Genomic DNA, 24082 nt, shown 5'->3' with positions numbered 1-24082 from the left:
AGTATATGAAGATTGAAAGGATACTTGAAAAATTTAAAATAACTCGAACGAATACAGAAAACCTTTGTAAACCCTTGGAAATCGAAGATTATTCGGTTCAACCTAATGAAAATATATCACCGCCAAAATGGCATTTAGCACATTCTACTTGGTTTTTTGAACAATTTATTTTGATTCAATTTGATAAAAATTACGAAGTTTTTCATGAAGATTTCGGATTTATATTCAACAGTTATTATAACAATGCAGGAAAAAGAGTTCTGCGACCAAACAGAGGTTTAATGTCTAGACCTGTTGTTTCAGAAGTTTTATCTTATCGAAAATATGTAACCAAAAATATTATTGCTTTAGTTGAAAATAATCCTTCTGATGAAATTCTAAATTTACTTCAAATAGGAATTAATCACGAAGAACAACATCAGGAATTATTGGCTTATGACATCAAATTCATTTTAGGAAATCAACCCACTTTTCCTTCTTTTGAAACTGAAATGCATTTAAAAGAAGAAACACATAAGTCTGAATTTATTCAAATAAAAGAAGGTGTTTACGAAATTGGTCATAACAATGACAACTTTTGTTTTGATAACGAGTTGGGATTTCATAAAACTTACATTCAAAACACAGAAATAGCAAATAAGTTAATCACCAATGGAGAATTTATAGAATTTATGAATGCTGATGGTTATGAAAATTTCAATTTATGGCACGCTGAAGGTTGGGATTTTATCAATCAAAATAACATAAAAGCACCTTTATATTGGTACAAAATTGAAGGTGAATGGTACTACTATAACTTTAATGGTTTGGAAAAAGTAAATCCAAATTTACCAGTCATACATTGCAGTTATTACGAAGCTTATGCTTTTGCAGAATGGAAAGGAATGCGTTTGCCAACTGAATTTGAATGGGAAATTGCTTCCGAAAAATTAAATCACGGACAACTTTGGGAATGGACATCAAGTGCCTATTTACCTTATCCTAATTTTGAAAAAGCTGCTGGAGCTTTAGGTGAATATAATGGGAAATTTATGGTGAACCAACACGTTTTAAGAGGTTCGTCTATAGCAACATCAAAAGATCACAGTCGAAAAACCTATAGAAATTTTTTCCACACCAGTTCACGTTGGATATTTTCTGGAATTAGACTTGCAAAAAAATAAAAAAATAAATGAATCAAACTTTTTACAAAGATATAATCGAAGGTCTTTCAAAACCTCTAAAAACAATGTCCTCAAAATATTTTTATGATGATGCAGGTGATAAAATATTCCAAGAAATTATGCATATGGATGAATATTATCTTCCGAAATGCGAAGTAGAAATATTGAATAATCAAACCGAAAAAATTGTAACTAGTTTTGGTTTTGACAGTTTTGATATCGTAGGTTTAGGTGCTGGTGACGGTTCAAAAACAAAGCATTTCTTAAAAAGAATTACAGATTTAAATAAGAAAGTGGTCTATTATCCTTTAGATATTTCTGCTGATGTTTTAGAAACTAATAAGAAAAACATAACAGCTCATATTCCATCTATAGAAATGTATCCAATTGCTGGTGATTATTTTGAAACGTTAGATCGATTGGTTCATGATAATCCAAAAATCATCTTGTTTTTAGGAAGTACAATCGGAAATTATGACAACGAAAGCGCAGAAATGTTCATGAAAAAAATATACGACATGATGGACGAGCGCGATATTTTAATGGTCAGTTTTGACTTAAAAAAAAATCCACATAAAGTTTTGGAAGCATACAATGATTCTAAAGGAGTTACAAAACGATTCAATTTAAATCTATTAAAGAGAATTAATCGCGAATTAAACGGAAATTTCGATATAGAAAAATTTGACCATTATGCTAATTATGATCCGATTTCTGGAACAACTTATAGTTATATTTTTAGCAAAATTGAACAAACTGTAACAATTGAAAATCAAAAGATTAATTTTGATGCTAATGAAATGATTCACACAGAAATTTCTCAAAAATACAGTTTAAAAACCATTGAAAATTTTAAAAATAATATTGGTTTTAAAAGCGTGGAGCATTTTTTAGATGAAGGAAAAAATTATGCAATAAGTTTATTCAAAAAGTAAAAAAATGAGTTCCATTGGAATAATTGGTGGTATTGGTTATAGAGCAACGTCTTATTTTTATGAGAAAATAAATGCTTTGTACGAACAAAAGACAGGGAATGGAAATTCGTGTCCTATCCTACTCGTTTCTTTAAATTTTAAAGAAATAAATACTTTGTTACCTTATGAAATGGATAAAGTAGCTGATTTAATTACTCCAGCCATAAAATATTTAGACCAACAAGATATTACTTCTGCCATTTTAGTAAATAATACAATGCATAAGGCTTTAGATATTGTTTTGACTAAAAATGAAATAACTAAACCCTATTGCCATGTTGGAAATTTAATAAACCAAAAATTAAATGAAATTGAAGATGATTCAAATATTCTAATTCTAGGAACTGCTTTTACGATGCAAGATGATTATTTTAAATCATTTGTTCCAAAAAAGCATAAATTAATTACTCCTAGTGAAGAAATTATTAAACAAGTTGATGCTTTGAGAAAAGTATATTTTGAAAGTAATGATGAAGCAAAAACAAAAGAATGTTATCAATTACTGACACAAACATATTCAGAAAATGTGATTTTTATTGTAGCTTGTACAGAATTATCAATTGCTTTTTCGAACATAAAAAATAAAACAAATTGGGTTGACACTATTGATTTACAATGTGAAGCAGCTCTAAAAACTATAAAAAATTAAAAATATGCTAAACTGGAATAACTTAATTGCTTTTGCAAAAAACGGAAACCCAAAACCAGATAAAAGAGTCGAAAAAACTCCTGAAGAATGGAAAGAAATTTTATCAGACGAACAATTTAGAGTCACAAGACTAAAAGGAACAGAACGACCACACAGTTCAGAATTATGCTCGCTATTTGAACCTGGAATTTATGGTTGTGTTTGTTGTGATACTTTATTATTTGATGCTAACGAAAAATTTGAAAGTGGCACAGGTTGGCCATCATTTACGCAACCAATTAATGAAAATGCGGTTGCTTACATAAAAGACGTTTCCTTTGGAATGATTAGAATCGAAGCCGTTTGCAATACTTGTGATGCTCATTTAGGTCACGTTTTTCCTGATGGACCAGAACCAAGTGGTTTGCGTTATTGCATGAATGCTGTTTCTATGAAAAAAGTAAAGTAAAAATTGAACTATTAAGATATTTAGAAAAATTAAGCTTACTTAATGAAACTAATATCTTAATGTTTTAAAATAATTATTCAAAAATCAATTTCTTCGACTTAATAAATTTCTTGTCTTTGTAATAAAATGCTTTTCCTTTGCTGATATCAACTTTTATATAATCACAGTTTTTTATGATTCTTACGAAAGTTGGTTTACCCATATATGATAATTCAACTTTTTCTGTTTTTTTATTTAGTGATATTGATGTAAGTCCATCATAATCAGTAAGAACAATTTTTGAATTATTTGCAATTAAACTTGCGCCTCTTATTGCCCCAAGATTATCTGAAACTTCAAAACTTATATTACTATTGTTTTTAGAATCTTCAAATCCAAAATCGTGAAACATTTTTCTAAAATAACTCAATCTTTGATCACATTCTAAGCCTAAAACATCTTTAAATTGTTTAGAATAAGGAAATAAATAATATTGAATGCATTCAAAACAAATTTCTAAAACTGAAATAACTTTTTCATTTTTATCAAGAAATAAAATCGCATTTCTTGGAGTATAACAATCTACAACTGAAATTGTTAATAAACTATCATTAGCTTTTACTCTTTAATCATAATTAAACAGAATGTTACTCAATCCATTTATTGCTTTATCATTAAGTTTAACAACTTTAGTAGCATCATATAATTTAACCTTTAATGAATCATGAAAAATAAATTCTTTTTCAATTTTATAACCATATTCAGTTAATCCAACACTATCTTTTCTACTTAACTGATACACTTCAGTATTTGGATAACTTATTAATAGAACCTTTTCAGTTTTATTAAAAGGAAAAATAGAATTTCGTTCTTCTACTGTTTTCGTTCCAAAAAATCCACACTCCACATTACTCTTGTCTTGAGAATAAGAGATATTGTGAAGAAATAAAACAAGTAACATAATTTTAAAACTATTTTTCATATCAACGAATTAAAACTGCCAACTAAAAAACTGAACACTGAGCACTAAACTAAATCCCAGCAATTTCCTTAATCTCACCAATAATTCTATTAGCTAAATCATCTGCCAATTGCTGCGTTTGAGCTTCTGTATATATTCTAATAATTGGTTCTGTATTTGATTTTCTTAAATGCACCCAATTTTCAGCGAAGTCAATTTTTACACCATCAATAGTTGTGATGTCTTCGTTTTTGTATTTTTCTGTCATGGCTTCTAAAATCGCGTCCACATCAATTTGAGGCGTTAATTCAATTTTATTTTTGCTCATGTAATATTGAGGATAACTGGCTCTTAATTCAGCAACAGTCATATCTAAACTAGCCAAGTGAGTCAAGAATAAGGCAACACCTACCAAACTATCTCTTCCGTAATGACTTTCTGGATAAATGATTCCACCGTTTCCTTCACCACCAATAATGGCATTGGTTTTCTTCATTAATTCAACTACATTAACCTCACCAACAGCACTTGCTTGATACTTTCCACCATGTTTTTCAGTAATATCACGTAAAGCACGAGAAGAACTCATATTTGAAACCGTATTTCCTGGAGTTTTGCTTAAAACATAATCAGCACAAGCGACCAAAGTATATTCTTCTCCAAACATTTCACCATCATTCGAAATGAACGCCAATCTATCAACATCTGGATCAACTACAATTCCGAAATCAGCTTTTTCGTCTAAAACTAATTTACAAATATCACCTAAATGCTCTTTCAACGGCTCAGGATTATGAGGAAATTGACCATTTGGAGTACAATATAATTTCACAACTTCAACTCCCATTTGTTCTAATAAATTAGGAATCACAATTCCACCTGAAGAATTCACACCATCAACAACCACTTTGAATTTACGCTTTTTTACCGCTTCAGCATCCACTAAAGGCAAATCCAACACTTCATCAATATGAATATCCATGTAAGAATCATTCACTGTAACTTCACCTAATGAATCAACATCCACAAAATCAAAAGCTTCACTTTCAGCAATTTCTAGAATTAATTCTCCTTCAGCACCACTTAAAAATTCACCTTTAGCATTTAATAATTTCAAAGCATTCCATTGTTTTGGATTGTGTGAAGCCGTTAGAATAATTCCACCATCAGCTTTTTCCATAGGAACAGCAATTTCAACCGTTGGAGTTGTCGATAAACCTAAATCAATTACATCAATTCCTAAACCTAATAAAGTGTTTTGAACTAAATTGTGAATCATTGGTCCAGAAATCCTTGCATCACGACCAATTACAACTGTTAATTTGTCTTTTGGAGTATTTTGTTTTAAGAAAGTCCCATAAGCAGATGCAAATTTCACAGCGTCAACTGGAGTAAGGTTCTCTCCTACTTTTCCTCCAATGGTTCCTCGAATTCCTGATATTGATTTTATTAAAGTCATATTTTTTGGTTTAAAAGTTTAAGAGTTTAAAAGGTTATGAGTTGACATAATTTCTAAACATTGACAAATATAAGTAAAGTAATACATAAGAAATAATAGTGATTTAAAAATTTGTACATTTACATTTCAATTGTTAAATCCTTTTAAACATTTAAACACCTAACCTTTTAACCTATTTAATGAATTTCCTAGCCCATATATACCTTTCAAACGACAACGATTTTATAAAAATCGGCAATTTTATGGCTGATGGAATTCGTGGAAATGATTATTTAGATTATCCAGAACAAATCAAAAAAGGTATTATTCTGCATAGATATATTGATACTTTTACGGATGCCAATGAAATATTTAGAATCAGTAAACATAGACTTCATGAACGTTATGGACATTATTCTGGTGTAATTGTCGACATTTTATATGACCATTTTTTAGCTAAGAATTGGACAAAATATTCGGATGAATCTCTTACTAGTTTTGTTTTTCGTTTTTACCAATCGCTTGAAGATAATTTTGAAGCTTTAACGCCAAAAACACAACGAATTCTTCCTATAATGATTGAGCAAAATTGGTTGGAAAGTTATGCTACAGTTGAAGGTATTTCTAAAATTTTATTTCAAATGGATTATCGCACTAAATTCAAATCTAAAATGCAGTTTTCTGTGGAAGAATTAGAGGCTTTTTATGATGACTTTGAAAATGAATTCACTTTGTTTTTTGAGGAATTACGAAATCACGTTAAAGAAAAATTAGTTGAATTAAATGAGATTTAAGCACATTAAATCAAAGAGAAGCTTTACGTTTACTTTAAAAATCTTTCAAAATCCATTCAAAAATGGTAATTTCGCAAGAATTAAAACAACAACAGAATGTCCACGAAAAAAGTCAATCCTTTTTTTCGATTTATAAGTAAAAACTTTAAGCGATTAGAGCGATTTATTTTTCTTTTAAAAACTTTTTTAACACCAAGGCAATTTATTTATTTTTCTTGTGTGTTGGTCGGGATTTCTTCTGCTTTAGCTGTAATTATTCTAAAGGCATTTGCGCATAAAGTTTATCAATTTTCTCAATATTTAGATGGTTATCTTCATTTACCTTATAGCAATAGTGTTTTACCTATAATCGGAATTTTATTAACCGTATTTGTAGTTCATAAATTTTTAGATGGTTCGATTCAAAAAGGGACTTCACATATTATGTATGCTGTTGCAAAAAATGGTGGAATTCTTCCTAAAAAACAATTGTATTCGCAAATTATAACTAGTTCCTTAACCGTCGGTTTAGGTGGAAGTGCTGGATTAGAATCGCCAATTACTGTTACTGGTGCTGCTTTTGGTAGTAATTATGCACAAAATTACAGATTAAGTTATAAAGACAGAACGTTATTATTAGCTTGTGGAGTTGCTGCCGGAATTGCAGCTGCCTTTAACGCTCCAATTGCAGGTGTTTTATTTGCTATCGAAGTAGTTTTGGCAGAGATAAGCATAACAGCATTTATTCCAATTATGATTAGTGCTGCAACTGGAGCATTGATTTCTACAATTGTTTTAGACGAAGATATTTTAATTTCCTTCAAAAGTGTACAAGGTTTTGATTATCATAACTTACACTTTTATGTTCTTTTGGGTTTATTATCTGGATTACTTTCTATTTATTATGCCCGTTATTTTAGAAAAATTGAGCATTTTTTTACAAAAAGTAAATTTGGAATCTATCATAAAGCCTTGTTTGGAGCAGGAATATTAGCTATTCTAATTTTTCTATTTCCAACTCTTTTTGGAGAAGGTTATACCAGTATAAAAACAATTGCCGATAATAATCCTGAAAAAATTTTGGATAACACTTTATTAAACGGTTTTAAAGATAACAAATGGATTTTATTAGCTTTTGTTGGAGCAACAATGATGGTCAAAGTCTTTGCAACTGGTTTAACATTAGGATCTGGTGGAAATGGAGGTAACTTTGCTCCTTCGCTGTTTGTGGGTTCTTATTTAGGGTTTGTATTGGCCTATTTTGTGAATTTAACTGGACTAGCAAAATTACCAGTAACTAATTTTACTTTAGTTGGAATGGCTGGAGTTTTAAGTGGTTTATTTCATGCACCATTAACTGCTATTTTCTTGATAGCAGAAATCACAAGTGGTTATGAATTAATGGTTCCTTTAATGATAGTTTCTTCAGTAAGTTATGCAATATCTAAGCGTTTTGAACCCTATTCGTTTGATATTAAGCATTTGGCAGACAAAGGAGAAGTTTTTACCGATAACAAAGATAAAAATATTTTGACTTCTTTAGAATTGTCAACACTATTGCAATCTGATTATAAAGCTATTTCCGTTTCAACAAATTTAGATGAATTGATTGAAAAAATTCAACAATCAGATGAAGTTGTATTTCCAGTGCTAAACGACAAAGATGAATTGGAAGGTTTAATTTATTTAGATGATGTGAGAAAATTTATGTTTTCTGCTTTCAAAATAAAATATACTTCTACAAATGAAGTCATGCAACAACCCAAGGAAATTGTATTCTATGATGAAACCATGGAAACCATTATGGAAAAATTTGAAAACAGTGGGGCAAAAATTTTACCTGTTCTAAAAAATGGAAAATTCATTGGGTTAATTTCCAAACATTTTGTTTTAATAAAATATAGAGAAAAATTAAAAGAAATGGTGATTGAATAAAAAAAGTCTTTCTAAATTTAAACTCAGAAAGACTTGATATTTTATTTTGTTTTTTCTCCCACAAAAAAATCACTAGAATTTTTAAATAAGACATTAAAAGTAGTTAAACTTCCGTAACATCTTGTAATATATTGCTGTAATTCAATTTTTTCAGAAGATTCTAAATTACTTGAGTTTATTTTTTGTTCCATTACACGTAATCGATCTCTAACCATTACAATTTTATTAAAAAAACTATCAATCGGAATTTCTTTATTTTGAGTTTGTGTTCCAGGTTCTAAAACTATTTTTCCACCTTTCCATTTGTCTGCAATAGAAACTCTTGGTCCAATATCACTATATTTTTCTAATAAATTTTTTAAAGCTTTTTCAACTTCAAAAAAACTTACTGAATCCACTTCATCTTCTAAAGCTTCAATAACTTCAAATTCACTATCTAGTTCAATGGTTTCTAATCCGTTTTCAATAAAAGTCACCCAATAAAATTTTGGAGAAACGTTTGTCACAACACCAACTCCATATTCTTGATGTTTTATTCTTGAACCTATTCCTAGTAACCTCATATTTTATAATTTTTTTATTCAAAAATAGAAAATCTTAACTAAATTCTATAGAATGTTCTTTAAAATTTCTCTTTAAAAATAGTATCTTTGCTTTTTCCCAAAAAATTATGTTGAAAACAGAAGAAACTATCGAAATTATTGGAGCTCGTGTCCATAATTTAAAAAATATAGATGTAATAATTCCAAGAGAAAAACTGGTCGTAATCACTGGTGTTTCAGGTTCAGGAAAATCCTCATTAGCCTTTGATACAATTTATGCTGAAGGACAAAGAAGGTATATTGAAACCTTTTCTGCCTATGCAAGACAGTTCTTAGGCGGATTAGAAAGACCAGATGTTGATAAAATTGACGGACTTTCACCTGTTATTGCCATCGAACAAAAAACTACAAGTAAAAGTCCACGTTCAACCGTTGGAACAATTACTGAAATATATGATTTTCTACGTCTTTTGTACGCTAGAGCTGGTGATGCTTACAGTTACAATACAGGAGAAAAAATGGTTTCCTATTCTGATGAACAAATTAAGGAGTTGATTCTTAATGATTTCAATGGTAAACGAATCAATATTTTAGCACCAGTTGTACGTTCCCGTAAAGGACATTATCGCGAACTTTTTGAACAAATTGCTAAACAAGGCTTCTTGAAAGTAAGAGTAGACGGAACAATTCGTGATTTAGATGTCGGAATGAAAGTCGATAGATATAAAATGCACGACATTGAAATTGTTATCGACAGAATGGCCATTGATACAACTGAAGACACTGACAAACGTTTGACGGAAAGCATCAAAACAGCCATGTATCATGGGGAAGACATTTTAATGGTAATAGAGCAAGAAAGTCAAGAAGTACGTTATTTTAGTCGTAATTTGATGTGTCCTTCAACTGGAATTTCATATCCAAATCCAGAGCCAAATAATTTTTCATTTAATTCACCAAAAGGTGCTTGTGAAAATTGTAATGGATTAGGTGTAGTGAACGAAATTAATTTGAAAAAAATTGTTCCAAATCCAAAATTATCTATTAAAGCTGGTGGATTTGCTCCATTAGGCGAAATGAAATCGACTTGGATTTTCAAACAATTAGAACTTATTGCACATAAATATGAGTTTAAGCTTTCTGACCCAATAGAAACTATTCCACAAGAAGCCATGAATATGATATTGAATGGTGGAAATGAAAAATTCGAAGTAGTTTCAAAAGTAATGGGAATTACGAAAGACTATAAAATTGATTTTGAAGGAATTTCAAATTTTATCAAAAATCAATATGAAGAAAGTAATACTGCTTCTTTAAAACGATGGGCAAAAGAATTCATGGACGAAAATGATTGTCCAACTTGTGAAGGAAGTCGTTTAAGAAAAGAGTCGCTTTATTTTAAAATTAACGAAAAAAATATCGGTGAGTTAGTTCATATGGATATCAATGAATTATTTGATTGGTTCAAAGAATTGCCTCAATATTTATCCGAAAAACAAAATGCAATTGCAACTGAAGTTATTAAAGAGATTGAAGCGCGTTTGCAATTTTTATTAGATGTTGGATTAAATTATTTGACCATAAATAGAAGTTCAAAATCACTTTCTGGTGGTGAAGCGCAACGAATTCGATTGGCAACACAAATTGGTTCACAGCTAGTTGGAGTTTTATATATTTTAGATGAACCTAGTATTGGATTGCATCAAAGAGATAATGAAAGACTTATAAAGTCTTTAGAAAACTTACGTGATATAGGAAATTCAGTTATTGTAGTCGAACATGACAAAGACATGATTGAACGTGCTGATTACGTGATTGATATTGGACCAAAGGCAGGAAGATTTGGTGGAAAAATTATTAGTGAAGGAACACCAAAAGAATTATTAAAAGAAAATACCATGACTGCTCAATACATGAGTGGTAAAATGAAAATAGAAGTACCAACAGAAAGAAGAAAAGGTAATGGGAAAATCCTAAAACTCTCTGGTGCAACAGGAAATAATTTAAAAAATGTTACGGTTGAATTTCCATTAGGACAAATGATTTGTGTAACTGGAGTTTCAGGTTCTGGAAAATCTACTTTGATTAACGGAACGCTCTACCCTATTTTGAACGCTCACTTTTTTAATGGTGTAAAAAAACCACAACCTTACAAAAAAATTGAAGGTTTAGAACATATTGACAAGGTTATTGAAATTGACCAAAGTCCAATTGGAAGAACACCAAGAAGTAACCCAGCTACTTATACCGATGTGTTTTCTGAAATTAGAAAACTATACACCATGACACCAGAAGCCATGATTCGTGGTTATAAAGCTGGTCGATTTAGCTTTAATGTTAAAGGTGGAAGATGTGATACTTGTGAAGGTTCTGGTGTAAGAACAATAGAAATGAGTTTTTTACCTGATGTTTATGTAGAATGTGAAACGTGTCAAGGAAAACGTTTTAATAGAGAAACTTTAGAAATTCGTTACAAAGGAAAATCAATTTCAGACGTACTGAATATGACAGTTGATGAAGCTGTTGATTTCTTTGAAATGATTCCAAAAATTCATAGAAAAGTTAAAACCATTCAAGATGTTGGATTAGGATACATTACTTTAGGACAACAAAGTACTACACTTTCTGGTGGTGAAGCACAACGGATCAAACTAGCTTCAGAATTATCTAAAAAAGATACAGGAAATACTTTTTATATTTTGGATGAACCTACAACAGGACTTCATTTTGAAGATATTCGAGTATTAATGGGTGTTTTAAATGAATTAGTAGAAAAAGGAAATACAGTTTTAATTATCGAACATAATTTGGATGTAGTGAAATTAGCTGATTATGTAATCGATATAGGTTATGAAGGTGGAAAAGCTGGTGGACAACTAATAGCCAAAGGAACTCCTGAGGAAATTGTAAAAAATAAAAAAAGTTACACGGCTCAATTCTTGAAAAAAGAATTAATTTAGCCTGTTTGTTTAATTATAAAAAGAAGAATATGTCAGTAGATAAATTTGAAAATGACGATCAAAGAATACAAGAACAATTAAAACAAAAAACTTGGAACGAAATAAGAACTAACGATTCATGGGCCATTTTTAAAATTATGTCCGAATTCGTAAATGGATATGAAGCAATGGGACGAATTGGTCCATGTGTTTCTATTTTTGGTTCAGCAAGAACGAAATCAGACGATCCAAGTTATTTGTTAGCCGAAAAAATTGCCTACAAAATAAGTAAAGGTGGTTATGGAGTAATTACTGGTGGTGGACCAGGAATAATGGAAGCTGGAAATAAAGGAGCACACTTTGGTGGTGGGACTTCAGTAGGTTTAAATATTGATTTGCCTTTTGAACAACATTTTAACCCTTATATTGATAGAGATAAAAACTTAAATTTTGATTACTTTTTCGTGAGAAAAGTAATGTTTGTAAAATACTCTCAAGGATTTGTAGTTATGCCAGGTGGTTTTGGAACATTAGATGAATTGTTTGAAGCAATCACTTTAATCCAAACTAAAAAGATTGCAAAATTTCCAATTATATTAGTGGGTACAGAGTTTTGGTCAGGATTAATTGATTGGGTAAAATCAACCTTAATTGAAAAATATAAAACGGTAAGTCCAGATGATCTAAATTTAATTAAAATTGTAGATAATGAAGATCAAGTTTTAGAAGCTTTAGACAGTTTCTATAAGAAATATAACTTGTCTCCCAACTTTTAATAAAACAAAAAAGTCCTTCAAAACGAAGGACTTTTTTTATGATTTATTAGTTTCTAAAATTATCTAACAATAATCTTTTTAGTAATACTTGAATTTTCATTTGAAACCTTAACCAAATAAACTCCAGCAGTTACATCACTTAATGAAAGTGTAACTTCATTTGTAAATTTAACCTCTTTAATTTTTTGTCCAGTGATAGAGAAAACTTCAGCTTTAGCTTCTGAATCTATTCCCGCAATTATAATATAATCTGTAGTTGGATTTGGATAAACCACAACTTTTGAAGCTACAAAATTCTCGTTTCCTAAAGTATAAGGTTGTCCAATATTACTTCCAAAAATATAACTCGCTAAATCTGGGTTATCAATAAATGGATTTCTATTAATTTGCCATGTATAAATATAATTGTTTCTATTCATTTCAAAATCATCTGGTGGATCTTGTTGATGCCATTGTAACAATGTAGCTAAATCTCCAATATAACCTGTTGGTGATTCTGAAACATCACCGTTAACAACATTTAAAGCATTATATCTTACATCCATATACATTAACGCTCTTGCTACATCACCTTTCCATGAACCTAATGTACCAGCTGGTCCAGCATACATTGTAGAAGTGTTTACATTTCCAAAATTTTTATTACTACGGAAACTATTTTCTGAACCATCTTCAGCTCTAATATGATGTGCATCACCATGACCTGTTAGTAAATCATTAGCGTTTGTTGGCAACCAAATATCAATTCCATCTGCTGTCGAAGAGGTTCCATCTGAAAATCCACCTCTAGATTGAGCAAAAATATGTTCTCTGTTCCAAACCCCAATATTATAATTACTTGTTTGATAATCTAATTTAGAACGTGGAATCTCTGTATACATTAACCAAACTTGACTACTGTTTAAGGGATTAATATCACTGTCTTTTAAAATAGTTTCTACATCTCCATAATTTTGAGCGTGCACTACATTTGGATTAGCAATAATATCTTGCAAAGCTTGTTTTAATGTAGCTCCAGATAAACCATTAATTGTACTATAATAACCTGCGGGTGCTGTACTTGTAACAATGCCAAAAGTTGGACTCAAAGGTGTTCCCCATGGTTGAACAATAAAATTAGCATCATGAACTCTAACTTTAACGTTATTTCGGTTCATCATATAACCCGTTGGAACAGTGGCTACATATATATTTAATGTTTCATCATCTTCATTAATTCCATCGTTTAACAATTGAATTGTTTTTACAACGGTTGTTTGTCCGACAGGAATCGTTACATTTAAATCACCGGTAAAATCACTTGAATTAAAATTTCCATTATCTAAAATGTATGAAATATTTAAATCTGTTCCCGAAATTGCAGAATTAGCTGTAAAAGTTATTGTTATATTGTTTCCTTCATCAACTTCAGCTAATGAAGTAGTTATGTTTATTCTTGTTATAGGAATTCCAGAACCATCATTGTTTACACCTGGAGTTGGAATTTTTACTTCATATGTACCATCATTTTTTCGTTGAATTGACATTGAAGTTGAATTAGTTGATTCAGCATCAATAGGACAATGAGTAATACCCAAAATAGTCATTAAATTTGTTGGTATTTTTGTAGCACTACTTGTATAAGCAACAGCATCAATAAGATTAACATTTGTAGCATTTGTCAGATAAGGAAAATCGGTATCGCTTCCTAAGTATAAAGCTACAACATCTGGTCCATTTTGAATAGTATTAATTGGAAAATTTCCTGCTGGTGATGGTGAAACTAGAGTATTTCCAACATGTACAATTCCGTTAATATCTGTTACATAACCATCAAGATCAAAAGTAAAATAACTTTGTGAACCCGAATATGGTGCTGAACTTCCTGCATTATAACAAACCAAAACATATCCGTCAAGCGAGAAATTTGGTAAAGTTGATTTTAATTCGATAAATTCTCTTTCATCCGTACTTGGATTATCTGCATCTACTTCATTTATCACTACTTGAGAAAAAATAAAATTTGAAATGAAAAGTGAAAAAAGTAAGAGTATTTTTTTAGACATAATATTTTTTTTCAAAGATAGCCATTTAATAACGAATGAAAAGAAATCATTGTTAAACTAATGTCAATTAATCATAAAAAATAATTTGAATATAGTGCTTCTTAACCATTGATTTTGGTATATTTACACTCAAAAAATTGCTAAAATTTGAAATTATTTCGTTTCATACTAATCCTGCTATTGCTTCAAACTAACGTTTGGGCACAACATAGTATAAATTTGAATGTTAAAGTTGACACTGAAAAACATCTTCTATACATTCAACAAGAAATTTTGTATGCTAATAACACTAATGATACTTTAACTTCAATTTTGTTAAATGATTGGAATAATGCATTTTCATCAAAAAACTCTGCACTAGCAAGACGATTTTCTGATGAGTTTTCAAGAGTCTTTCATTTAGCCAAAGAAGACGACAGAGGATTTACCAAAATAAATACTATTGTAGACGAAAATTTCAATCAATTAGTATGGGAAAATTTTGAAGAGAAAGTCGATCTCATAAAACTTTGTTTAAACAAAACCATATTACCCAATTCTCAACAGAAATTTCTTTGTACTTATACCGTCAAAATTCCAAATGAAAAATTTACAAAATATGGTTTTGATAATAATGGAAAAATATATCTAAAAGACTGGTACTTATCAATTCCAAGATACGAAAACAAACAATTTATAACGCAAAGCAATGAAAATTTAGATGACATTTCAAATGCTGTTAGTGATTATAAAATTGACATTGAATTTCCGAAAAGTTATCAAGTTTTTAGCAGCCTAAATCAAAAAGGTATATATGAAGATTTAACTAGTAAAAAACATACTTTAACAGCAAAAAGTAGGCAAACAGTTTCTTTAATTTTAGAGCCAATTGATGCTATTTCATTCAAAAGCTATAAAAATGAAAATGTAGAAGTGATTTCAAATTTTGAAGATAAACGTTTATCTGAAATTGAGATTGCTTTAGTAATTGATAAGATTACTAAATACGTTTCTACTCAAATTGGAAATCCAAAGGAAAATAAAATTGTTGTTTCAAACGATGATTATAACAAAAATCCTTTTTATGGAGTTAATCAATTGCCTTCGTTTATAAATCCATTTCCAGATGAATTTATATTTGAAGTTCGTTTTTTAAAGACTTATTTGAATAATTTATTAAAAGAAAAAATTCTTATAAATCATAGAAAAGACCATTGGATTGAAGAAGGAATTCAGCAATATATATTGATGAATTATATTGATTATTATTACCCAAAGTTTAAAATGATGGGTAGTTTATCTAAAATTAAATTACTTAAAGGTTATAATATTCTTAGTACAGATTTTAATGATCAATTTTATTATGTTTACCTGTTAATGGTTAGAAAAAACCTAGACCAACCTATAGGAAGTGATAAAAATTCATTAATCAAATTCAATGAACAAATAGCTGGAAAATATAGAGCTGGATTGAGTTTACGTTATTTAGATTCTTATTTAGAAAATAATATAGTACAAAAAAGTATTGTTGAGTTTTTGAATATGAATAAAGATATTCAAACATCAAGATATGACTTTGAATATATTTTAAATCAAAATGCAAAAAAAGATATTGATTGGTTTTTTGATACAGTGATTAGCAAAAGAGATTTAATTGATTATAAATTTGGATCTATTAAAAAACAAAAAGATTCAATAAGCATTTCGATAAAAAACAAAACGTTAACAAATGTTCCGATTCCTTTGTATGGATTAAGCAACGATACTATTGTATATAAAAAATGGCTTACAAACATAAAAACAGACACGACTTTTGTAATTCCAAGAAATAATATTGATAAATTAGTTTTAAACTACAAAACCGAAGTTCCTGAATCTAACCTAAGAAATAACTGGTATTCCTTAAAAGGGATAATTTTTAACCACAGACCTTTAAAATTTACTTTTTTTAAAGATTTAGAAAATCCATATTACAACCAAGTATTTTATGTTCCAACGGCTGAATATAATTTATATGATGGTATTAAAATTGGAATGAAAATAAACAATCGTTCCGTCTTAAACAAACCTTTTTCTTTTGATATTTCACCCGAATACTCTTCAAACACACAAAAAATTGTTGGAGGTATTTCAGGAATGGTCAATCAAAATGTTCGTGAAGGTCGTTTGTACAATATACGCTATTCAATGTCAGCTTCCATGTCACATTATGCACCAGAAGCTTTGTATACTAGAATTATTCCATCTATTCAATTTAGATTTAGAGACAATAATTTTAGGTATAATAAAAATGAATACATTCAATTAACACAATATTATGTTGATCGAGAAAAATCAAATTTCACAACAGATGTTAACACAGAGAATTATTCAATTTTTAATGCAAAATATTACAATATTCAGTCAGAAATGACTAAATTTTACTCCTTTCACACCGATTTACAAATTGCAAGTTCATTTGGGAAAATAGCTGCTGAAATTGAATACAGAAAACTCTTTGAAGATAATCGAAGAATTAATCTACGTTTTTACATAGGTACATTTATGTATAAAAGCACCAATTCAGATTTTTTTAGTTTTGGAGTAGACAGACCAACCGATTATCTGTTTAATTATAATTTATTAGGTCGATCAGAATCAACTGGTATCTTCAGTCAACAATATGTAATGGGCGAAGGTGGTTTTAAATCTAAATTTGAAACTAGATTTGCAAATCAGTGGATGTCAACTATAAATGGGAGTTTTAATATTTGGAATTGGATTGAAATTTATAGTGATGTGGGTTTAATCAAAAACAAATCCATTAAAGCACAATTTATTTATGATAGTGGAATTCGTTTAAATCTTGTTCCAGATTATTTTGAATTATATTTCCCTGTTCAATCGTCAAACGGATTTGAACTAAATCAAGATAATTATGGTCAAAAAATAAGATTTGTGGTTACTTTAAGTCCAAAAACGCTAATTTCATTATTTACAAGAAAATGGTTTTAGGACTTATTCTTGAAAAAAAATCACTTTTAAACGCTTTTTAGTTATTTATTTACAACAAAATAGCTAAATATTATGAATAATTTATTTTTTAGATAAAAAACAATTGCTTTTAACATAAATAATTCATTCTATTTATTAAATTTGTACCAAACCCAATTGTATACTTTATGGAAGCAAAAACCAAACAAAATATTTCATTCGAAGATTTCAAGCAAGAAGTTCTTTCTGATTTAAAAATTGCTATTACTAGTAGAGAATGTAGTCTTCTTGGAAGAAAAGAAGTACTAACAGGAAAAGCTAAGTTTGGTATTTTTGGTGATGGAAAAGAAGTTCCACAATTAGCCTTAGCAAAAGCGTTTAAAAATGGTGATTTCCGATCAGGATATTATCGTGATCAAACCTTTATGATGGCAATTGGTGCTTTAAATATCGAACAATTTTTTGCTGGTTTGTATGGTAATACGAATTTGGAAAATGATCCAATGAGTGCTGGTCGTCAAATGGGCGGACATTTTGCTACACATAGTTTAGATGAAAACGGAAATTGGAACAACTTGACTTTACAAAAGAATTCGAGTGCAGATATCTCTCCTACTGCTGGACAAATGCCTCGTTTGTTAGGTTTAGCTCAAGCTTCAAAAATATATAGAAACGTAAACGGAATTACCAATAAAACTAACTTTTCAATAAATGGAAATGAAGTAGCTTGGGGAACAATCGGAAATGCTTCAACATCTGAAGGTTTGTTTTTTGAAACGATAAATGCTGCTGGTGTTTTACAAGTGCCAATGGTAATGAGTGTTTGGGATGATGATTACGGAATTTCGGTTCACGCAAGGTATCAAACTACAAAAGAAAACATTTCTGAAATTCTAAAAGGATTCCAAAAAGAAGAAGATACTAACGGTTACGAAATATTAAGAGTTAAAGGTTGGGATTATCCGGCTTTAATTGAAACGTATCAAAAAGCTTCAACAATTGCTAGAGAACAGCATGTTCCTGTTCTGATTCACGTTCAAGAACTTACACAACCTCAAGGTCATTCAACTTCTGGAAGTCACGAAAGATATAAAAATGCTGAACGATTAGCTTGGGAAGCTGATTTTGATTGTTTGACTAAAATGAAAGCGTGGTCAATCGAAAACAATATTACTTCAGCTGAAGAAATTGAAGAATTAGAAAAATCAATCAAAAAAGAAGTTTTAGAAGGTAAAAAAGCGGCTTGGAATGCTTACTTAAATCCCATAAAAACAGAACGTGATGAATTAGTAGAGTTATTAAGTAAAATAGCTTCAACAAGTTCTAACAAAGTATTTATTGAAAAATATGCTTCGGATTTAACTTCAATAAAAGAACCAATAAGAAAAGACACCCTATCAACAGCTAGAAAAGTTTTACGTCTAATTAAAAATGAAGACAGTAGAGCTAATTTATCATCTTGGATTTTTGGTTATAAAGAAACTATTCAACCTAAATTTAGTTCACACTTATTTTCTTCGTCAAAAGATGCAATTTCTAAAATAAATGAAATTAAGCCAACTTTTGATAATGCAGCAGAAGATGTTGATGCAAGAGTTGTGCTTAGAGATAATTTTGATGCTATTTTCTCAAAATATCCTGAAACCTTAGTTTTTGGGGAAGATGCAGGAAATATTGGTGATGTAAACCAAGGTTTAGAAGGCATGCAAGAAAAATATGGTGAATTCAGAGTTTCAGATGCTGGAATTCGTGAAGCCACTATATTAGGACAAGGAATTGGAATGGCAATGAGAGGTTTAAGACCAATTGCAGAAATTCAATATTTAGATTATTTATTGTATGCTATTCAAATCATGAGTGATGATTTAGCTACACTTCAATATAGAACAAAAGGAAGACAAAAAGCACCTTTAATCATTCGTACACGTGGACACAGATTAGAAGGAATTTGGCATTCAGGTTCACCAATGGGAATGATTATTAATGCTATTCGTGGAATTCACGTTTTAGTACCAAGAAACATGACCAAAGCTGCAGGTTTCTATAACGCATTATTACAAACAGACGAACCAGCTTTAGTAATTGAATGTTTAAATGGCTATCGTTTAAAAGAAAAAATGCCAACTAATCTTGGAGAATTCACAACACCAATTGGAGTTGTAGAAACGATTAGAGAAGGTTCTGATATTACAATTGTTTCTTATGGTTCAACATTAAGAATCATAGAACAAGCTGCTAAAGAATTACAAGAACACGATATTAATGTTGAAATTATTGATGTTCAATCGTTATTACCTTTTGATTTGAATCATGATATTGTAAAAAGTATTCAAAAAACAAATCGTTTGTTAGTAGTGGATGAAGATGTTCCTGGTGGAGCAAGCGCTTATATTTTACAAGAAGTTATTGAAAATCAATCAGCTTACAAATATTTAGATAGCAAACCACAAACATTAGCAGCAAAACCACACAGACCTTCTTACGGTACTGATGGTGATTATTTCTCAAAACCAAGTATTGAAGATGTCTTCGAAAAAGTTTATGAAATAATGAATGAAGCTAATCCTAGTAAATATTCTAGTTTGTATTAAAAATATAAAAATCCTCAAATTAATTTTTGAGGATTTTTTTTACAAATTAAGTTTTAAGTAAATATTTTGTTTATATTTGATAATCAATCAACTAGCCAAAAAACCACAAAATATGAACAAAACTACCCTTACACTATTCCTGATAGTAACATTATTTGTCAATCAAATATATGCCCAAATCGGAACAACATGTACAGATCCAATTCTTGTAACTAGTATTCCCTATAGTACGCAAGATGACACAACTAATTATTTAGATTTAATTGATGGAGCTCCTGGTTCTTCTGGATGTGGAACTACTGGAACTTATTTAAACGGAAATGATGTCTTTTATAAAATCACTCCAACAAATGCAAATCCTATAACAATTTCGGCGCAAACAAATTCAACTTGGTCTGGATTATTTGTATACAATTCTTGTGCAAATATTGGTGTTAGTTGTGTTACTGGAACCACTTCTGGAAATGGAACTACTCTTCCGGATTCAGTCACATTTACTCCAACTATTGGACAATCTTATTACGTAGTTATTTCTTCTTGGGCTGCACCTCAAACAATTTCTTATAATTTAACAATAACAGAAAATACTTGTACAAATATGGCAGCTAGTTTTGCTGTTTTGTCTAACTGTACAAGTGGAACAGATACTTTTTTTGTAACAGCAAATGTTACGAATATGGGTTCTGCAAGCTCAATCGCTGGAACAACAATTCCAGTTTCAACATCACAAATAATAACAAGTATAGGTCAAATTCAATTTGGCCCTTTTGCAAATGGGACTAATGTTTCAGTAAATTTACAAAATCAACAAGATGCTAATTGTTTTAAAAATAGTTCATCCTTAACACAATTATTTTGTCCCGCAGTAAATGATTTATGCTCAGCAGCAATTCCTATCACGTGTGGAAGCACAATCACAGAAACAACGGTTGGTGCTACAACCACAGGAGCTTCAACTACTACATGTGGAACGACTTCTGGTTCTGGTGGTGTTTGGTATTCTTATCTGGGTACTGGTGATATTGTTACATTTTCATTATGTGGCTCTAGTTTTGACACAAAAATTCAATTATTTACAGGTAGTTGTGGAGCATTTACTTGTGTAACTGGAAATAATGATTCTTGTGGATTACAATCTCAAGTACAAATAGCAACAACATCTAATACTCTATATTATATATATGTTTATGGATTAGGAAGTTCTCAAGGAACTTTTACTTTAAATACAACTTGTATTGCAGCTCCTCCTGTTCCTACAAATGACAATTGCAATACCGCAACACCGTTAACTGTTAATACAGACGGAACATGTACAAATGTAGCTTCGAGTACTATTTTTGGAGCCACAAGTTCTTCACAAGCAAACACATGTGTAGGAACTACTAATGATGATGTTTGGTTTTCGTTTACTGCTACACATACACAACTCCTTGTAAGTATTCAAAATATTTCTGGTAGTACTTTAGATTTAAATCATGCATTATATACTTCAACGAATGCAACAAACCCTTGCGATAATTTAACTCAAATTCTTTGTAGTAATCCTAATCTAAGTATTTCAAATAGTTTAGTAATAGGAGAAATTTATTATATTAGAGTGTATTCATCGGGTTCAATACCCTTACAAACAACAACTTTTGATGTTTGCGTTTCTACTCTTCCACCGGCTCCTTCAAATGATTTTTGTCAAAACTCAATCAATGTTGCCGTTAATAATTCAATTGATTGTCAAACAACTACAGCTGGTACTTTAACTAGTGCAACTCCTTCTTCTGCAACTTACACTTGCGGAATAGCAACTTCCAACGATGTTTGGTTTCATTTTACTGCCTTAAATACATCACATAGTATTTCATTAAACAATATTACTGGTACTAACACGAATATATCTTTTACTGTTTATACAAATGATTGCTTAAACCCAACAGAATTATTATGCAATAGTTCTCTAAACGGAATTGTTACAAATTTAGTAATTGGACAAGAATATAAAATTAGAGTATTTGCAAATTCTACATCTTTAAATATGTTTACTGATTTTGATCTCTGTATTAGAACATTAGATTGTGAAAACTCAAATGAAATAACAGGTCTTGGCGTTCAATATCAAAACATAGTTGGTTTTCCTAGTTATGGTAGTGTAAATTGTTTATTCACAACACCGAATCCAAATTGGTTCTATTTTCAAGTAAATGAAACTGGAAATCTATCTGGTGTAATTACACAAATAACAAATAGTGGAAATGGGATTGATGTAGATTACTCTTTATGGGGACCTTTCACCACACAAGAACTAGCTTCAGGTTGTAGTAATTTATATGATTTCCCTGATGGAAACACCAACATTCCAAATAATTTAATAGGCTGTAGTTATTCAGCTGCTTCTATTGAACAAATTAGTATTCCAAATGCGATTGCAGGTCAATATTACATAATTTTAGTAACAAATTTTAGCAACCAAGTAGGAGTTGTAAATATTGAATTAAACGGAGCTGCTAATAACAATATAGATTTAAGAGCCTTTTTAGATTTAAATAATAATGGTTTAAAAGAAAACAATGAAACTTATTTTAATAATGGAGAATTTGTTGTAGATACTAATAATTCTGGTACTTCAACAAGTTATATTTCTTCTACAGGTAAATATAAAATTTATCCTACATTACCTACTGATTTAATTGATGCTAGTTTTTTAGTGAATTCAGAATATAATGGATACTTAAGCTCGGCAGTTACATTTAATGATTTAAGTATTGCAACATTAACGACTACAAATGTTTTTAATTTCCCAATAAGTGTAGTTCAACCCTTTACAGATATAAGAGTTAATATACTTCCATTAACTTCTCCAAGACCAAATTTAACATATAAAAATAAAGTTGTTTACAAAAATAACGGAGTAGTTGTAGCAAATGGAACGCTTACCTTTTTAAAACCAACGCAAGCCTTAATAGTAAGTACAGACAATACTTCCGCTGTGATAAATAATAGTGGATTCACTTTAGATTACACCAATTTACAACCTCAAGAAACTAGAACTGTTTATGTAACAATGTCACTGCCAAATATTCCAATAGTTGGACTAGGTCAAATAGTAACAGCTTCTGTCAACATAACTTCATCAATTACAGATTTTAACAATGATGACAATGATGATACCCTTAGTCAGCCAATTGTAAACTCCTATGATCCAAATGATAAATTAGAAAGTCATGGAGCACAAATTCCAATAAATACATTTACAAATGATGACTACCTGTTCTATACTGTTCGTTTTCAAAATACAGGTACAGCAGAAGCATTAAATGTAAGAATTGATGATGTTTTAAATGCACAATTAAATCCAGAAACAATTAGAATAATTAGTTCAACACATTATTATCAAGTTGTTAGAAATGGAAACAATTTATCATTTAATTTTCCTGGAATTAATTTACCAGCTATGTCTCAGAATGAAACGTTAAGTCAAGGATCTATATCTTTCAAAATTAAGCCAAATCCAAGTTTTGCAGTTAATGATATGATTCCAAATACTGCTGAAATTTACTTTGATTTTAACCCAGCAATAATTACAAATACATTCCAAACAACTTTCGTTAATCCATTGTCAAATGAAAGTTTCTTATTAAGTGAGATTTCAATTTATCCAAATCCAACAAATCAAATATTAAATATTAATTATGGAACTTCAACTATTGATATCAAATCAATTGAAATTCATGATTTACTAGGAAAAGTGGTTTATCAAAACAATGCCAAAGTAGAACGAATTGATTTGTCAAACTTAAATAGTGGTATTTACTTAATAAGTGTTTTAACGGATAGCAACGATAAAATTACTAAGAAATTAATTAAGAATTAGACCAAAATAAACTTCAAAAAAAAATACCGATTTAATTAAAATCGGGATTTTTTTA

Annotated in this window: 16 protein-coding genes; 11 read left to right on the top strand and 5 right to left on the bottom strand. The window is 29.9% G+C overall.

The window, feature by feature from the left end:
• Positions 1–5 precede the first annotated feature (5 nt).
• Genes egtB through msrB form a run of 4 tightly spaced genes read left to right on the top strand, consistent with a single transcriptional unit; the run spans position 6 to position 3234 of the window.
• Positions 6–1163 (top strand): ergothioneine biosynthesis protein EgtB, encoded by a 1158-nt coding sequence (gene egtB / locus G507_RS0100220; protein WP_035665301.1) that lies wholly within the window; start codon positions 6–8, stop codon positions 1161–1163.
• An 8-nt stretch (positions 1164–1171) separates the two neighbouring features.
• On the top strand, positions 1172–2098 hold the full coding sequence (locus G507_RS0100215; protein WP_026715586.1) for an L-histidine N(alpha)-methyltransferase: 927 nt from the start codon (positions 1172–1174) through the stop codon (positions 2096–2098).
• Between the two features lie 4 nt (positions 2099–2102).
• On the top strand, positions 2103–2786 hold the full coding sequence (locus G507_RS0100210) for an aspartate/glutamate racemase family protein (protein WP_026715585.1): 684 nt from the start codon (positions 2103–2105) through the stop codon (positions 2784–2786).
• A gap of 4 nt (positions 2787–2790) precedes the next feature.
• Positions 2791–3234 carry a peptide-methionine (R)-S-oxide reductase MsrB gene (msrB, locus tag G507_RS0100205; protein WP_026715584.1) on the top strand — a complete coding sequence of 148 codons (444 nt, stop codon included), beginning with the start codon at positions 2791–2793 and terminating at the stop codon, positions 3232–3234.
• A 73-nt stretch (positions 3235–3307) separates the two neighbouring features.
• Here msrB and G507_RS0100200 read toward each other — a convergent pair whose 3' ends face one another.
• The 3 genes from G507_RS0100200 to glmM all read right to left on the bottom strand — a co-directional run bounded on the left by G507_RS0100200 (position 3308) and on the right by glmM (position 5633).
• The gene (locus G507_RS0100200) at positions 3308–3625 is read right to left on the bottom strand and encodes a hypothetical protein (protein ID WP_026715583.1); all 318 of its coding nucleotides are present in this window, start codon (positions 3623–3625) and stop codon (positions 3308–3310) included.
• Positions 3626–3838: 213 nt separating this feature from the next.
• Positions 3839–4195 (bottom strand): hypothetical protein, encoded by a 357-nt coding sequence (locus G507_RS0100195; RefSeq protein WP_026715582.1) that lies wholly within the window; start codon positions 4193–4195, stop codon positions 3839–3841.
• Between the two features lie 49 nt (positions 4196–4244).
• On the bottom strand, positions 4245–5633 hold the full coding sequence (gene glmM / locus G507_RS0100190; RefSeq protein WP_026715581.1) for a phosphoglucosamine mutase: 1389 nt from the start codon (positions 5631–5633) through the stop codon (positions 4245–4247).
• Positions 5634–5812: 179 nt separating this feature from the next.
• On the opposite strand from glmM, the gene G507_RS0100185 reads away from it, so the two are divergent.
• Together G507_RS0100185 and G507_RS0100180 are read left to right on the top strand one after the other, a co-directional pair.
• Positions 5813–6406, top strand: a complete 594-nt coding sequence (locus tag G507_RS0100185) for an acyl carrier protein phosphodiesterase (RefSeq protein ID WP_026715580.1) — start codon at positions 5813–5815, stop codon at positions 6404–6406.
• A gap of 96 nt (positions 6407–6502) precedes the next feature.
• Positions 6503–8320, top strand: coding sequence for a chloride channel protein (locus tag G507_RS0100180; protein WP_051191433.1), 1818 nt, complete (start codon positions 6503–6505; stop codon positions 8318–8320).
• Positions 8321–8361: 41 nt separating this feature from the next.
• Here the strand turns inward: G507_RS0100180 and G507_RS0100175 are convergent, their stop codons facing one another.
• Positions 8362–8883: a hypothetical protein gene (locus G507_RS0100175; protein WP_026715578.1), complete on the bottom strand. Its 522-nt coding sequence runs from the start codon at positions 8881–8883 to the stop codon at positions 8362–8364.
• Positions 8884–8990: 107 nt separating this feature from the next.
• On the opposite strand from G507_RS0100175, the gene uvrA reads away from it, so the two are divergent.
• Together uvrA and G507_RS0100165 are read left to right on the top strand one after the other, a co-directional pair.
• Positions 8991–11822 (top strand): excinuclease ABC subunit UvrA, encoded by a 2832-nt coding sequence (gene uvrA / locus G507_RS0100170; protein ID WP_026715577.1) that lies wholly within the window; start codon positions 8991–8993, stop codon positions 11820–11822.
• Between the two features lie 29 nt (positions 11823–11851).
• Positions 11852–12577 carry an LOG family protein gene (locus tag G507_RS0100165; protein ID WP_026715576.1) on the top strand — a complete coding sequence of 242 codons (726 nt, stop codon included), beginning with the start codon at positions 11852–11854 and terminating at the stop codon, positions 12575–12577.
• Between the two features lie 59 nt (positions 12578–12636).
• Here the strand turns inward: G507_RS0100165 and G507_RS0100160 are convergent, their stop codons facing one another.
• Positions 12637–14622, bottom strand: coding sequence for an endonuclease (locus G507_RS0100160; RefSeq protein WP_026715575.1), 1986 nt, complete (start codon positions 14620–14622; stop codon positions 12637–12639).
• A gap of 219 nt (positions 14623–14841) precedes the next feature.
• Between G507_RS0100160 and G507_RS0100155 the strand changes: the two genes are divergently transcribed.
• The 3 genes from G507_RS0100155 (at position 14842) to G507_RS0100145 (ending at position 24027) form a co-directional block, all read left to right on the top strand.
• Positions 14842–17595 (top strand): gluzincin family metallopeptidase, encoded by a 2754-nt coding sequence (locus G507_RS0100155; protein ID WP_026715574.1) that lies wholly within the window; start codon positions 14842–14844, stop codon positions 17593–17595.
• Between the two features lie 167 nt (positions 17596–17762).
• Complete coding sequence (locus G507_RS0100150; protein ID WP_026715573.1) at positions 17763–20165, top strand: alpha-ketoacid dehydrogenase subunit alpha/beta; 2403 nt, start codon at positions 17763–17765, stop codon at positions 20163–20165.
• Between the two features lie 112 nt (positions 20166–20277).
• The gene (locus G507_RS0100145; protein ID WP_026715572.1) at positions 20278–24027 is read left to right on the top strand and encodes a T9SS type A sorting domain-containing protein; all 3750 of its coding nucleotides are present in this window, start codon (positions 20278–20280) and stop codon (positions 24025–24027) included.
• The last annotated feature ends 55 nt before the right edge of the window (positions 24028–24082 follow it).

This window comes from Flavobacterium gelidilacus DSM 15343 (assembly GCF_000422685.1).
In the GTDB taxonomy this organism is placed as follows: Bacteria; Bacteroidota; Bacteroidia; order Flavobacteriales; family Flavobacteriaceae; genus Flavobacterium; species Flavobacterium gelidilacus.
This window is presented reverse-complemented; position numbering and strand designations above follow the sequence as displayed.